This window comes from Achromobacter sp. DH1f (genome assembly GCF_000633435.1).
GTDB lineage: Bacteria > Pseudomonadota > Gammaproteobacteria > Burkholderiales > Burkholderiaceae_B > Achromobacter > Achromobacter deleyi.
The window spans coordinates 161,619-174,652 of record NZ_AYMF01000006.1 but is presented as its reverse complement, the minus strand read 5'-3'; the positions used below and the strand labels follow the sequence as shown (position 1 = coordinate 174,652).

Annotated in this window: 14 protein-coding genes; 10 read left to right on the top strand and 4 right to left on the bottom strand. The window is 68.1% G+C overall.

Annotated features, from left to right (window positions below; translation table 11 throughout):
• Nucleotides 1–7 precede the first annotated feature (7 nt).
• Nucleotides 8–1,474: a 5-carboxymethyl-2-hydroxymuconate semialdehyde dehydrogenase gene (gene hpaE / locus U858_RS0103500; protein WP_025135807.1), complete on the bottom strand. Its 1,467-nt coding sequence runs from the start codon at nt 1,472–1,474 to the stop codon at nt 8–10.
• Between the two features lie 201 nt (nt 1,475–1,675).
• Here hpaE and U858_RS0103495 point away from each other — a divergent pair, with 201 nt between their 5' ends.
• Genes U858_RS0103495 through hpaI form a run of 4 tightly spaced genes read left to right on the top strand, consistent with a single transcriptional unit; the run spans nt 1,676 to nt 5,118 of the window.
• On the top strand, nt 1,676–2,707 hold the full coding sequence (locus U858_RS0103495; RefSeq protein ID WP_025135806.1) for a fumarylacetoacetate hydrolase family protein: 1,032 nt from the start codon (nt 1,676–1,678) through the stop codon (nt 2,705–2,707).
• A gap of 18 nt (nt 2,708–2,725) precedes the next feature.
• Nucleotides 2,726–3,475 (top strand): fumarylacetoacetate hydrolase family protein, encoded by a 750-nt coding sequence (locus U858_RS0103490; RefSeq protein ID WP_025135805.1) that lies wholly within the window; start codon nt 2,726–2,728, stop codon nt 3,473–3,475.
• 24 nt (nt 3,476–3,499) lie between these two features.
• Nucleotides 3,500–4,303, top strand: coding sequence for a 2-oxo-hept-4-ene-1,7-dioate hydratase (gene hpaH, locus U858_RS0103485; RefSeq protein ID WP_025135804.1), 804 nt, complete (start codon nt 3,500–3,502; stop codon nt 4,301–4,303).
• Nucleotides 4,304–4,317: 14 nt separating this feature from the next.
• Nucleotides 4,318–5,118, top strand: coding sequence for a 4-hydroxy-2-oxoheptanedioate aldolase (gene hpaI, locus U858_RS0103480; protein ID WP_025135803.1), 801 nt, complete (start codon nt 4,318–4,320; stop codon nt 5,116–5,118).
• 119 nt (nt 5,119–5,237) lie between these two features.
• On the opposite strand, the gene U858_RS0103475 is transcribed toward hpaI, so the two are convergent.
• Nucleotides 5,238–5,957: an SDR family oxidoreductase gene (locus U858_RS0103475; protein WP_006396065.1), complete on the bottom strand. Its 720-nt coding sequence runs from the start codon at nt 5,955–5,957 to the stop codon at nt 5,238–5,240.
• Nucleotides 5,958–6,135: 178 nt separating this feature from the next.
• Entirely contained in the window at nt 6,136–7,263 is a 1,128-nt protein-coding gene (gene alr / locus U858_RS0103470) for an alanine racemase (protein WP_025135802.1), read from the bottom strand.
• Nucleotides 7,264–7,388: 125 nt separating this feature from the next.
• Here alr and hpnC point away from each other — a divergent pair, with 125 nt between their 5' ends.
• The 3 genes from hpnC to hpnE are packed head-to-tail and all read left to right on the top strand — an operon-like array spanning nt 7,389 to nt 10,424.
• Nucleotides 7,389–8,219 carry a squalene synthase HpnC gene (hpnC, locus tag U858_RS0103465; RefSeq protein ID WP_025135801.1) on the top strand — a complete coding sequence of 277 codons (831 nt, stop codon included), beginning with the start codon at nt 7,389–7,391 and terminating at the stop codon, nt 8,217–8,219.
• Between the two features lie 19 nt (nt 8,220–8,238).
• On the top strand, nt 8,239–9,102 hold the full coding sequence (gene hpnD / locus U858_RS0103460) for a presqualene diphosphate synthase HpnD (RefSeq protein ID WP_025135800.1): 864 nt from the start codon (nt 8,239–8,241) through the stop codon (nt 9,100–9,102).
• Nucleotides 9,099–10,424 (top strand): hydroxysqualene dehydroxylase HpnE, encoded by a 1,326-nt coding sequence (gene hpnE / locus U858_RS0103455; RefSeq protein WP_025135799.1) that lies wholly within the window; start codon nt 9,099–9,101, stop codon nt 10,422–10,424. Before hpnD ends, hpnE begins: the two co-directional genes overlap by 4 nt.
• Before the next feature lie 48 nt (nt 10,425–10,472).
• Here hpnE and U858_RS0103450 read toward each other — a convergent pair whose 3' ends face one another.
• Nucleotides 10,473–10,865 carry a CrcB family protein gene (locus U858_RS0103450; protein ID WP_025135798.1) on the bottom strand — a complete coding sequence of 131 codons (393 nt, stop codon included), beginning with the start codon at nt 10,863–10,865 and terminating at the stop codon, nt 10,473–10,475.
• Nucleotides 10,866–11,024: 159 nt separating this feature from the next.
• Between U858_RS0103450 and U858_RS0103445 the strand changes: the two genes are divergently transcribed.
• The 3 genes from U858_RS0103445 to U858_RS0103435 are packed head-to-tail and all read left to right on the top strand — an operon-like array spanning nt 11,025 to nt 13,027.
• The gene (locus U858_RS0103445) at nt 11,025–11,651 is read left to right on the top strand and encodes a PepSY-associated TM helix domain-containing protein (RefSeq protein WP_025135797.1); all 627 of its coding nucleotides are present in this window, start codon (nt 11,025–11,027) and stop codon (nt 11,649–11,651) included.
• 27 nt (nt 11,652–11,678) lie between these two features.
• Nucleotides 11,679–12,194, top strand: coding sequence for a DUF2271 domain-containing protein (locus U858_RS0103440; RefSeq protein WP_025135796.1), 516 nt, complete (start codon nt 11,679–11,681; stop codon nt 12,192–12,194).
• A gap of 32 nt (nt 12,195–12,226) precedes the next feature.
• Nucleotides 12,227–13,027: a DUF4198 domain-containing protein gene (locus U858_RS0103435; protein ID WP_025135795.1), complete on the top strand. Its 801-nt coding sequence runs from the start codon at nt 12,227–12,229 to the stop codon at nt 13,025–13,027.
• The last annotated feature ends 7 nt before the right edge of the window (nt 13,028–13,034 follow it).

Below are 13,034 nucleotides of genomic sequence, written 5' to 3'. Positions count from 1 at the left end.
GCGGGGCTCAGACGCCCCATTTGGGAATGTGGTGGCTGCCCATCGAGACGCAGACGTTCTTGATCTCGGCGAACACCTCGTAGCTGTATTCACCGCCCTCGCGGCCGGTGCCCGATTCCTTGGTGCCGCCGAACGGCTGGCGCAGGTCGCGCACGTTCTGGCTGTTGATGAACACCATGCCGGCCTCGATGCCGCGCGCCAGGCGGTGGGCGCGGCCGATGTCGCTCGTCCAGATATACGACGCGAGGCCATACTTGACGTCGTTGGCCAGTGCCAGGCCATGGGCCTCGTCCTTGAACGGGATCAGGCAGGCGACCGGGCCGAAGATCTCTTCCTGGGCGCAGCGCATGCGGTTGTCGACGTCGGCCAGCACCGTGGGGCGCACGAAATTGCCGCCCGCCAGGCGCGCAGGCAGGCCCTGCGGGGCGTCGGGGCCGCCGGCCAGGATGCGGGCGCCCTCTTCTTTGGCCAGGCGGATGTAGCCGGTGACTTTCTCCCAGTGCTGGCGCGTGATCATCGCGCCCACGTGGGTGGCTTCGTCAACGGGATCGCCCACCACCAGGCGCTGGGCGCGCTCGGCGAAGCGGCGCACGAAGTCGGCGTAGATGGATTCCTGCACGAAGATGCGCGAACCGGCGGTGCAGCGTTCGCCGTTGAGCGAGAAGATGGTGAACAGGGCCGCGTCCAGCGCGCGCTCGACGTCGGCGTCGTCGAACACCAGCACGGGCGACTTGCCGCCCAGTTCCATCGAGAATTTCTTGATGCCGCCGGCGCTGGAAAGGATCTTCTTGCCAGTGACGGTGCCGCCGGTGAACGAAATGGCCCGCACGCCAGGGTGGCGCACCAGCGCATCGCCGGCGGTCGCGCCATAGCCTTGCACCACGTTCAGCACGCCGGCCGGAATGCCGGCTTCCAGCGCCAGCAGGCCCAACTGGTCGGCGGTCAGGGGCGACAGTTCCGACATCTTCAGCACCGCGGTATTGCCCAGCGCCAGGCAGGGCGCGGTCTTCCAGGTGGCGGTCATGAAGGGCACGTTCCAGGGCGACACCAACGCGCACACGCCCACCGGCTGGTAGAGCGTGTAGTTCAGCATCTGGTCGTCCACCGGATAGGTGTGGCCATTCATGCGGGTGCAGACTTCGGCAAAGAAGGTGAAGTTCTCGGACGCGCGCGGAATCAGCTGCTTGCGGGTCTGCGAGATGGGCAGGCCGGTGTCGCGGGTTTCCAGTTCGGCCAGGTGCGGCACGTTGCGGTCGATCAGCTCGCCCAGCCGGCGCATCAGCCGGGCGCGTTCCTTGGCGGGCGTGCCGGCCCATTTGGGAAAGGCCTCGGCGGCGGCCGCGACGGCGGCGTCGATTTCCGGCTGGCCGCCCGCGGCGACTTCGTCGATGGCCTCGCCCGTGGCCGGGTCATAGGTGATGAAGCGGTCGGCGCTGTCGACCTGCTTGCCGTTGATCCAGTGCTTGATGCTCACGCGTGTCTCCTTGTCGGCCTTTGAGGGTCGGATCTTCGGCCCGCCGAATATTTAGTTAACTCGTTAACTTTATGCCCGGGAAATTACCGCTGTCAACGGCGGAAAACCCCTGGCGGCCCGCATTGCCGCCCGCATGCTTTTTCACTATGATAATTAACATGCTAACAATATCTGCCGGAGGGGGCTTGCCCCACGCCTGCCATGCCACACATCTGGATTGAGTATTCCGCCAATCTCGACCTGGACACCCGCGCGCTGATGCGCGTGGTGCAGGACGCGGCCGTGGGCGACGGCAGCCTGTACCCGCTGGCCGGGGCCCGCACCCGCGCACTGCGGGTAGATGACTACCTGATCGTGGATGGCCACCCCGACAATGCCTTCGTGCACGTGCTGCTGCGCATCGGCCACGGCCGCAGCGCCGAGCAGCAGGCGGCGCTGGGCGAACGCGTGCTCCGGGCGCTGGACCGCGCCCTGGCCGCGGAAATGGCGCGCCGGCCGCTGGGCATTTCGCTGCAGGTCGAAGAAGCCGACCCGGTGCTGAACTACAAGCGCAACAACTACCGCGAGTACCTGGCCGACCGCGCGGCGGCCGCCCGCGCGGCCCTGCCGCGCACGGTGGTCGGCGTGGCGCTGAACAGCCGCCAGGCCCTGGCCGCGCTGGGCGAGGCCGTCAACGCGCCGCCCTACAAGGCGCCCCCGCAGGCGCCGGTGCTGTACATCAAGCCCGCCAACACCTATGCCGCCGACGGCGACGTGATCACGCTGCCGGCGGACGTGCCCGAGGTATCGATCGGCGCGTGCCTGGGCATCGTCTTTGGCCGCCGCGCCACCCGTGTGAGCGAAGCCGATGCCCTGGATTACGTGGCCGGCTATCGGGTGGTGGCGGACCTGTCGGCGCCGCACGCCAGCTACTTCCGGCCCGCGCTCAAGCAGCAATGCCGCGACGGCTTCTGCCCCATCGGCAGCGACCTGGCGCCGGCCACCGCGGTGGCGGACCCGGACGCGCTGGAGATCGAAGTGCGCATCGACGGCGAAGTGGTACAGCGCACGACGACGGCCGATCGGGTTCGGCCGGTGGCCCGGCTGATTGCCGACGTGACCGCGTTCATGAGTTTCGAACCCGGCGACATCCTGCTCACCGGCATCCCCGCCGATGCGCCGCGCGCGCGCGCCGGGCAGCGCTACGACATCCGCATCGCCCAGGTGGGCACGCTGGGCAACGCCCTGGCCTGACGCATCACGGAACCCGCCATGAAACACGCACGCATTGCCTATGAAGGCGTCATCCATGCGGCCACCGAAGCCGGGCCTGGCCAGGTGCGCCTGGCCGACGGCCGCTGCCTGGCCGAGGACGCCGTCACCTGGCTGCCGCCCATCGAACCGCGCACCACCTTCACGCTGGCCATCAACTATGCCGACCACGCCAAGGAACTGGCGTTCAAGGCGCCGGACGAACCGCTGGGCTTCCTGAAGGCGGCCAACACGTTTGTCGGCCACCGCGCGCAGACGCTGCGCCCGGCCGACGTGGCCTTCATGCATTACGAATGCGAACTGGCGGTGGTGATAGGCAAGACCGCCCGCAACGTGGCGCGCGCCCAGGCCTACGACTACGTGGCCGGGTACACCGTGGCCAACGACTACGCGCTGCGCGACTACCTGGAAAACTGGTACCGCCCCAACCTGCGCGTGAAAAGCCGCGACACCTGCACACCGCTGGGCCCCTGGCTGGTGGACCGCGACGACGTGCCCGACCCGATGAACCTGGACCTGCGCACCACCGTCAACGGCGTCGAGACCCAGCGCGGCAACACCCGCGACATGGTGTTCGACATCCCGGCCCTGATCGAATACTTCAGCAGCTTCATGACGCTATCGCCCGGTGACCTGATCCTGACGGGCACGCCCGACGGCATCGTCAACGTCAATCCCGGCGACGAAGTCGTGACCGAGATCGACGGCATCGGCCGGCTCGTGAACACGCTGGTTCCCTACCCCGCCTGACATTCCCCACCCTGGACCTTCGCCATGCTCGACTCCGCCACCGTACACGCCATCGCCGCGCGCCTGCACGACGCCGAACGCACCCGCCAGCAGATCCGCCAGATCTCGCTGGAACACCCCGACATCACCATCGCCGACGCCTACGCCATCCAGCGCGCCTGGATGGACATCAAGCTGGGCGAAGGCCGCATCAAGCGCGGCCACAAGATCGGCCTGACCTCGCGCGCCATGCAGCAGGCCTCGCAGATCGACGAGCCCGATTTCGGCATGCTGCTGGACGACATGTTCTTTGCCGACGGCAGCGACATTCCCGCCGACCGCTTCATCCTGCCGCGCCTGGAAGTGGAACTGGCCTTCGTGCTGGGCAAGCCGCTGCGCGGCCCCGACGTGACCTTGTTCCAGGTGTACGACGCGGTGGACTACGTGATTCCGGCGCTGGAGATCATCGACGCGCGCTCGCACAGCATCGACCCCGACAGCAAGCGCCCGCGCAAGGTGTTCGACACCATCGCTGACAACGCCGCCAATGCCGGCGTGGTGATGGGCGGGCGGCCCGTGAAGATGAATGAACTGGATCTGCGCTGGGTCGGCGCGATCCTGTCGCGCAACGCGGTGATCGAGGAAACCGGCGTGGCGGCCGGCGTCTTGAATCACCCCGCCAATGGCGTAGTATGGCTGGCTAACAAGCTGGCCGCCCACGACGTGGCGCTGGAAGCAGGCGAGATCATCCTGTCGGGGTCGTTCACCCGCCCGGTGCTGGCCCGCCCCGGCGATACCTTCAATGTCGATTACGGCGTGCTGGGTTCCGTCAACTGCCACTTCATCTGATCGCCACGCAGCCCATGGATATCCTGACCAACCACTTCAAGCGCGCCCTGCGCGCCGGCACACCCCAGATCGGCCTGTGGGCCGGACTGGCCAGCGCCTACACGTCTGAAATCTGTGCCGGCGCCGGCTTCGACTGGCTGCTGATCGACGGCGAACACGCGCCCAATACCTTGCAGACCACGCTGGCCCAGCTGCAATCGGTGGCGGCCTACCCGGTAGCGCCGGTGGTGCGCCCGGCCTGGAACGACCCGGTGCAGATCAAGCAGATCCTGGACACCGGCGCGCAGACGCTGCTGGTGCCCATGGTGCAGTCGGCCGAAGAGGCCGCGGCCGCCGTGGCCGCGGTGCGCTATCCGCCCGCCGGCATTCGCGGCGTGGGCAGCGCGCTGGCCCGCTCGTCGCGCTGGAACCGCATTCCCGACTACCTCGAACGCGCCAATGACGAAATGTGCGTGATCGTGCAGATCGAAACGCCGCGCGCCATCGACGCACTGGACGAGATTCTGGCCATCGACGGCGTGGACGGCGCCTTCATCGGCCCTGCCGATCTGTCGGCCAGCATGGGCTACCTGGGCAAGCCCGAGCACCCCGAGGTCACCCAGGTCATCGACGCGGCCATCGCCCGCATCGTCAAGTCGGGCAAGGCGGCCGGCATCCTGCATAGCGGCGTGCCGCAGGCGCGCCACTACCTGTCGCTGGGCGCGACGTTCGTGGCGGTGGGCGTGGATGCCGTGCTGCTGGCCCGCGCCGCCGAAAAGCTGGTGGGCGAATTCAAGAACGTGAAGACGGTGGACGCGGCCAACGGGCCGTATTGAAGCGCCGGGGCCGGTGACGCCCCGCTCACGAAGCCCCAATGAAAACCGGCCCGCTTGCAGCGGGCCGGTTTGTCTTGCGGGGCACGGATTGGATGCGATTCGCGCCCGGGGATGTCAGGTCAGGAACGGCCGCCCAGACTGCCGCCGCCGTCCACGCCCAGCACCTGGCCGGTGATGAAGCCGGCGTCGTCCGACAGCAGGAAGGCGATGGCGGCGGCCACTTCGGCCGGCGTCCCCAGGCGCTTCATGGGCACCGAGGCCAAGGCGCGCTTTTCGCCTTCGCTGCCCGCCGGGCGGGTGGCGCGGAACATTTCGGTTTCGATCGGGCCCGGAGCCACTGCGTTGGCGGTGACGCCGTATTCGGCCAGTTCCAGCGCCCAGGTGCGGGTGCAGCCCACCAGCGCGCTCTTGGCGGCCGAGTAGGCGGTGCGTTCGAGGCCGCCGTGGATGGCGCGGCTGCAGACGTTGACGATGCGCCCGGCGCGGCGCACCTTCATCGATTCGATGAAGGCCTGCGTGACCTGCACGGCCACGCGCACGTTCAGGTCCAGCACGTTGTACAGGGTGGCCAGGTCGATTTCGCCCAGCGGCTGGGGCGAGGCGATGCCGACGTTGTTGACCACGGCATCGACGGGGAATTTCTCGCGGATTTCGCGCAGCACTTCTTCGGTGCGACCGGCGTCGGCCAGGTCACAGGCATAGAGGTAGCCGGGGAAATCCACATCGCCGGTATTGCGCGCGATGCCGACCACATGACAACCCATGTCGGACAGCCGCTGAGTAAGCGCCCAGCCTATGCCTTTGGTGGCGCCCGTAATGAGCACGCATTTGTCCTTCATGGATCGAAACCTCGTTGATTGTTTACTGGGTCGAAAACGGGCGCCTGGGCGCCCGGTCTTTCAAGTAGACACCATCCGGCGGTGGCTGTCTTGTAAATTGCGTAGCAATTCTTGCACGCTGGACACCCCCAGGCGAGGCGCCAAGGCGGGCATCCCCCAAAAGGATCAGACGTCGGGATCAGACGTCGCGGGTGACCGGCACGCGGGGGGCCAGGGCGCAGAGCAGCTCGTAGCCGATGGTGCCGGCCGCCAGGGCGACTTCGTCCACCGAGGGGCCGTCTTCGCCCCACAGCGACACCGGGGTGCCGACGCCAGCGGCGGGAATCGGGTCCAGGTCGACGATGAGCATGTCCATCGAGACCCGGCCCACCAGGCGGGTGCGGATGCCGGCCACGGCCACCGGGGTGCCGGTGGCCGCATGGCGGGGGTAGCCGTCGGCGTAGCCGCAGGCCACGATGCCGACGCGCATGGGGCGGTCGGCCCGGAACAGCGCGCCGTAGCCGACCGAATCGCCGGCCTTCAATTCCTGCACGGCGATGATTTCCGAGCGCAGCGACATGGCCGGCTTCAGGCCGAACGAGGCCGCGTCGGCATCGGCGAACGGCGACGCGCCGTACAGGCAGATGCCGGGGCGGACCCAGTGGGCCTGGTTTTCCGAGGCCACGGCGATCTCGGCGAAACGCAGGGTGGCCGCCGAATTGCAGACGCTGACCGGCCCGGGCAGCTTATGCGTCACCGAATTGAAGACGGCCATTTGCTCGTTGACGCCCTGGGGGCCGTCGGCGCAGGCGAAGTGGGTCATCTTGCCGATCGAGCCGACCGTGCCCTGCTGCTGCAGCAACTGGGCGCGCTCGTGGGCGGCCAGGTAGGCGGCGGGCGAAAAGCCCAGCCGGTTCATGCCGCTGTTGAGCTTGAGCATGATGTCGACCCGGCGCGTCAGGCGCGCCCGCGCCAGCATGTCGAGCTGTTCGCGCTGGTGCACGGTGATGCTCAGGTGGTAGCGGTCGACGATGTCGAGGTCGGACGGGTTGAAAAAACCTTCGAGCAGCAGGATCGGGCCGCCCCAGCCGGATTCGCGGCAGCGCACGGCTTCGTCCAGATCCAGCATGGCCAGGCCCTGCGCCTTGGAGAAGCCGGCGACGGCCTGCTCGATGCCGTGGCCGTAGGCGTTGGCCTTGATGACCGCCCAGATCGAGGGCGGCAGGCCGGATGCGGCGGCGGCGGTCTGGTCAAGGTGGCGGCGCACGGCGGCCAGGTTGTGCGCCAGGGCAGAGACGGAAACGGTGGCAGAGACTGGGCGGGGCATGGTATGAGATCCTGTAGCGCTTAAGTCTAACTGATCGGCGTGGCGGCAGCAGCAGGATCGCACCGCCGCGCGTACTCTAAAATGATCTGGTTCCGGCCCGCCCCGGCCAGACCGCAGGACCCCATATGCCCATCGATCACTACGAGAATTTCCCCGTTGCCTCGCTGCTGCTGCCGCGCAGGCTGCGCGGCGCCGTGACCGATCTGTACCGGTTTGCCCGCGCCGCCGACGACATTGCCGACGAAGGCAGCGCCGACGACGCCGAACGCCTGGCCCAACTGGCCGCGTTTCGCGCCGAACTGCACCGCATCGGCGCCGAGCCCGGCACGGTGCCCGCCCCCGGCGCGCCCGAACTGGCCAGCATCTTCGTGCCGCTGGCCGCCACGATCGCCCGGCACCAGTTGCCTATCACCCCTTTCTACGACCTGTTGTCCGCCTTCGAGCAGGACATCAGCGTCAAGCGCTACGACGACTTCGCCACCCTGGCCGACTACTGCACCCGCTCGGCCAACCCGGTGGGCCGCCTGATGCTGCACTTGTTCGGCGCCACCGCGCCGCAAGACGTCGAGCAGTCGGACGCCATCTGCACCGGTTTGCAGCAAGTGAACTTCTGGCAGGATGTGCGGGTCGATTGGCACAAGCACCGCGTCTACATTCCGCAGGAAGACCTGCGCCGCTTCGGCGTATCCGAAGAAGACCTGGCCGCGGCCCGCCTGACGCCCGCCTGGCGCGCGCTGATGGCGTTCGAGGTCGAACGCACGCGCGCGCTGCTACACTTCGGCGCTCCGCTGGCGCGCCGCCTGCCGGGCCGCATCGGCCTGGAACTGCGCCTGGTGGTGCAAGGCGGCCTGCGCGTACTGGAGCGTATCGAGGCGGGCGGCTACGATGTATTCATGAATCGCCCCGAATTGGGCGCCAAAGACTGGGCCATCATGTTGTGGCGCTCTATCAAGTAAGTAACCGGCCCTGCCAACTATGACCCCTGACGAGTACTGCCAGGAGAAAGCCGCCAAAAGCGGTTCCAGCTTCTACTATTCCTTCCTGTTCCTGCCGCCCGAGCGGCGCCGCGCCATCACGGCGCTGTATGCGTACTGCCGCGAAGTCGACGACGTGGTGGACGAATGCACCGACCCGTCGCTGGCGCGCATCAAGCTGGCCTGGTGGCGCACGCAGGTCGACCAGATGTTCGACGGCAAGCCCGACCATCCCGTGACCCGCGCGCTGCAGCCGCACCTGCAGAGCTGTTCGATCACCCGCGAGCGCCTGCTGGCCATCATCGACGGCATGGAAATGGACCTGGACCAGACCCGCTACCTGGACTGGCCCGGCCTGCGCAAATACTGCTGGCACGCCGCTGGCGTGGTGGGCGAGCTGTCGGCCGGCGTGTTCGGCTATACCGATCCGGCCACCCTGGTCTACGCCGAAAAGCTGGGCCTGGCCTTCCAGATGACCAACATCATCCGCGACGTGGGCGACGACGCCCGCCGCGGCCGCATCTACATTCCGGTCAACGACATGCAGCAGTTCGAGGTCAAGGCCTCGGACATCCTGAATGGCGAATATTCCGAGCGCTTCTCGGCCCTGATGAAGTTCCAGGCCGACCGCGCCCGCGAGCTGTACCGCGAAGCCATGCGCAGCCTGCCCGAAACCGACCGGCGCGCGCAGCGCCCCGGCCTGATGATGGCGGCGATCTACCACGCGCTGCTCGACGAGATCGAGCGCGACAACTGGCAGGTGCTGCATCAGCGCATTTCGCTGACGCCCCTGCGCAAGCTCTGGCTGGCCTGGAAGACCTGGGTGGGCGGCGGACGTGGACTGGTCCGCCGGTTGGCGCGATGAAGGCCGCGGTCATCGGCGCCGGCTGGGCCGGGCTGGCCGCCAGCGTCGCCCTGCGCGAAGCCGGCGCCAAAGTCACGGTCTTTGAAGCCGGCCATACGCCCGGCGGACGCGCCCGGCGCGTCTTTCACGACGGTTTCGAATCCCCGCTGGACAACGGCCAGCACCTGCTGTCGGGCGCCTACAAGCACACGCTGGCGCTGATGCGCCGGGTGGGCCGCAACCCCGACGCGCTGCTGATGCGCCGCCCCCTGCGGCTGGCCAGCCTGGATGGCCGCTTCCGGTTGTCGGCCCCGCGCCTGCCGGCGCCGCTGCACATGGCGGTGGCGATCCTGCGCGCCCGCGGCCTGTCATGGGGCGACCGCCTGGCCACGCTGCGCCTGATGCGCGGCCTGCGCACGATGTCCTGGACGCCGCCGCGCGACTGGACCGTGCAGCAGCTGCTGCACTATCACGCGCAGTCCGACACGCTGATCCGCCAGGTCTGGGAACCGCTCTGCCTGGCCGCCCTGAATACCCCGGTCACCACGGCCAGCGCCGTGCTGTTTGCGCGCGTGCTGCGCGACAGCCTGGCCGGCCGCCGCGAAGACAGCGACCTGCTGCTGCCCTGCACCGACCTGTCGGCGCTGTGGCCCGATGCCGCTGCGCGCCAGGTCACCATGCGCTACGGCAGCACGGTGCGCCAATTGCAGCCGTCGGACAACGGCGTCGACATCAACCAGGAACGCTTTGACGCGGCTGTGCTGGCCGTGCCGCCGACCTTTGCCGCGCGCCTGCTCGACGGCCCGCTGCGGGCGGCGGGGGCAACCGGTTTGCTGGACGCGCTGCGGGCCTTCGATTACCTGCCGATCGCCACGCTGAACCTGCGCTTGGCCGAGCCCTGGCGCCTGCCCGAACCCATGATGATGCTGCGCGAGGATCGCGCCCGCGGCCACGTCGGCCAATGGCTGTTCGACCGCGCCCAATTGGCGGGCGACGCACAGGCCGGCGAGCTGGCGGTGGTGGCCAGCGCCGCCACCACCCTCACCGACCGCAACCGCCAGCAGGCCATCGAGGCGCTGATCGACCAGGTAGCCGAACAGGCTGCCGGTTATCCGCAGCGGCTGCCGCCGATGCCGGAAGTGTCGTCCGCGGAACTGTTCATTGAAAAGCGCGCCACCTTTGCCGCGGTGCCCGGCCTGCATCGGCCGTTGAACACCACGCCGTGGCCCACGCTGGCCCTGGCCGGCGACTGGACCGACACGGGCTACCCCGGCGTGCTGGAAGGCGCGGTGCGCAGCGGGTTGGAAGCAGCGCGGGTGCTCAACCCGCGCGCGGGCGACTGAACCTGGCCGCACGCAGGCGGCGCGGCCACGCCGCCCGCACCGCTTGCGTCAGCGCAACAGGCTGACCGTGGCCAGCCCCAGCCCGGTCAACAACAACGACCCCAGCAGGCTGAACCCCGCATAGCCGAGTGCGCCAGCATAGGCGCCGCGTTCGAGCATGGCGACCGTTTCGGCCGAGAAGGTCGAAAACGTGGTCAGCCCGCCCATGAAACCGGTGATGGCGCCCAGCCGCACCCAGGCCGGCCATTCCGGATGGCCGGCCACCAGCGCCAGCACCAGTCCCACCAGATACCCCCCCACCAGATTTACCGCCAGCGTGCCCCAGGGCCAGGCCTCGGTGTTGAGCCACAGGCTGGCCAGCCAGCGGGCCCATGCGCCCAGCACGGCGCCCACGCCCACGGCCAGGAAGTTCAGGAGGGTCAAGGTCTGGTAGACGGACATGGGTACAAGGGCACTGGGCGGACAGGGATGCCTATCTTATCGCCGCCATGGGAAATGGGTCCGAAATCGATTGAAATCTATTCGCACGTTAATAATCTGTTCTATAAGAGTAATTCTCATTTGAATGATAGAATCCGGCCCTTGAATTTTGCCCACCCCATGGACAGTCACGCATCCCCCCGGCGCCGGGCCTACTGGCTCAAGACGCTGCACCAATGGCATTGGATCAGCTCGGCGCTCTGCCTGCTGGGCATGCTGCTGTTCGCCATCACCGGCCTGACGCTGAACAACGCCTCGCACATCGAATCGAAGGCGGTCGTGACCAGCCGCGAAGCTCGCCTGCCCGATGCCGTGCTGGCGCAACTGGCCGCCCCGGCCAATCAAAAGAAGGCCCCCCTGCCCGTTGCGGTCGCCCAGTGGCTGGACACGGAACTGGACGCGGGCGCCGCGGGCAAACCCGCCGAATGGTCGGCCGGCGAAGTCTACGTGTCGCTGCCGCGCGCCGGCGGCGATGCCTGGCTGTCGATCGACCGGGCCAGCGGCGACGTCGAATACGAACGCACCGACCGCGGCTGGATCGCCTACCTGAACGACCTGCACAAGGGCCGCAACACGGGGCTGGCCTGGAGCTGGTTCCTGGACATTTTCGCCATCGCCTGTCTGATCTTTTCGCTGACCGGACTGGTGCTGCTCAAGATGCACGCGGGCAACCGCGGCGCGACCTGGCCCATGGTCGGCCTGGGCGTCGTGATCCCGCTGGTGCTGGCGCTGCTCTTCATTCACTGATTCATTCGATCCGCCCTGGAGATTTCCATGCGCAAGTTGTTGCTGTCGGCCCTGTTGGCCGGCCTGATCGCCCGAACGGCCTACGCCGCCGACATCGGCCTGTCCATCGAAGTGCCGCGCCTGGACGTGGCCGAATACCACCGCCCGTACGTCGCCATCTGGATCGAAAACGCCGACCAGAGCGTGGCAGCCGACCTGGCCGTCTGGTACGACGTGGCCAAGAAGAACAACGAAGGCACCGAATGGCTCAAGGACATGCGCCAGTGGTGGCGCCGCAGCGGCCGCAACCAGACCTTCCCCGTGGACGGCCTGAGCGGCGCGACCAAACCCGCCGGCAAGCACGCCCTAAGCTTTGACGCGGCGTCCAAGCCGTTGGCCGGGCTAAAGCCGGGCCAATACGCCGTGGTGGTCGAGGCCGCCCGCGAAGTCGGCGGCCGTGAGCTGCTGCGCATTCCCTTCCAGTGGCCGCCGCAGAAAGCCGAGCAACTGACGGCCCGTGGCGAACACGAGCTGGGCGCCATCGCCCTGGACCTGAAACCTTGATCTGCCCCCCTCCCCGCACAAGGAACGCAACCATGAAATCCGTCGCCAAACTGGCCGCCGCCCTGGCGCTGTGCCTGCCCTACGCCGCCCATGCCCATGACGTCTGGATGGTGCCGTCCTCGACCGTGCTGTCGGGCACCGACAGCTGGATCACCGTGGATGCCGCGGTGGGCAACGACAAGTTCTACTTCAACCACGCGCCGCTGCGCCTGGACGGCCTGGCCGTGGTGGCCCCGGACGGCTCGGCCGCCGAAGCCGAGAACCTGAATCGCGGCAAGCTGCGCAGCACGTTCGACCTGCAGCTCAAGCAGGCCGGCACCTACCGCATCGCAGTGGTGAACGACGGCGTATTCGCCCGCTGGAAAGAAGACGGCAAGCCCAAGCGCTACTTCGGCAAGCCGGAAGGCCTGGCCCAGGCCGTGCCGGCCAACGCCGCCGACCTGGAAGTGACGCAAAGCCTGGGCCGCGTCGAAACCTTCGTCACCGCCGGCAAGCCGTCGGCCATCAAGCCGGTGGGCCGCGGCCTGGAACTGGCGCCCGCCACCCACCCCAACGACCTGTTCACCGGCGAATCGGCCAACTTCCAGCTGCTGCTGGACGGCAAGCCCGCCGCCGACCTGGACGTGACCATCGTGCCCGGCGGCAGCCGCTACCGCGACAAGGTCGGCGAGATCGCCGTGAAAACCGACAAGGACGGCAAGTTCTCGGTCAAGTGGCCGCAGCCGGGCCTGTACTGGATCGAAGCGGGCACCGAAGACGCCAAGGTCAGCGTGCCGCAGGCCAAGAAGCGCCGCCTGTCGTACGCCGGCACGGTCGAAGTGCTGCAGCCCTGATCCGGGG

Coding starts and splice junctions, on each gene's coding strand:
- U858_RS0103440 (WP_025135796.1), top strand. CDS start 11,679: ATGCGCAAGTTGTTGCTGTCGGCCCTGTTGGCCGGCCTGATCGCCCGA.
- alr (WP_025135802.1), bottom strand. CDS start 7,263: ATGCCCCGCCCAGTCTCTGCCACCGTTTCCGTCTCTGCCCTGGCGCAC.
- U858_RS0103475 (WP_006396065.1), bottom strand. CDS start 5,957: ATGAAGGACAAATGCGTGCTCATTACGGGCGCCACCAAAGGCATAGGC.
- hpaI (WP_025135803.1), top strand. CDS start 4,318: ATGGATATCCTGACCAACCACTTCAAGCGCGCCCTGCGCGCCGGCACA.
- U858_RS0103435 (WP_025135795.1), top strand. CDS start 12,227: ATGAAATCCGTCGCCAAACTGGCCGCCGCCCTGGCGCTGTGCCTGCCC.
- hpnE (WP_025135799.1), top strand. CDS start 9,099: ATGAAGGCCGCGGTCATCGGCGCCGGCTGGGCCGGGCTGGCCGCCAGC.
- U858_RS0103490 (WP_025135805.1), top strand. CDS start 2,726: ATGAAACACGCACGCATTGCCTATGAAGGCGTCATCCATGCGGCCACC.
- hpaH (WP_025135804.1), top strand. CDS start 3,500: ATGCTCGACTCCGCCACCGTACACGCCATCGCCGCGCGCCTGCACGAC.
- hpnD (WP_025135800.1), top strand. CDS start 8,239: ATGACCCCTGACGAGTACTGCCAGGAGAAAGCCGCCAAAAGCGGTTCC.
- U858_RS0103495 (WP_025135806.1), top strand. CDS start 1,676: ATGCCACACATCTGGATTGAGTATTCCGCCAATCTCGACCTGGACACC.
- hpnC (WP_025135801.1), top strand. CDS start 7,389: ATGCCCATCGATCACTACGAGAATTTCCCCGTTGCCTCGCTGCTGCTG.
- U858_RS0103445 (WP_025135797.1), top strand. CDS start 11,025: ATGGACAGTCACGCATCCCCCCGGCGCCGGGCCTACTGGCTCAAGACG.
- U858_RS0103450 (WP_025135798.1), bottom strand. CDS start 10,865: ATGTCCGTCTACCAGACCTTGACCCTCCTGAACTTCCTGGCCGTGGGC.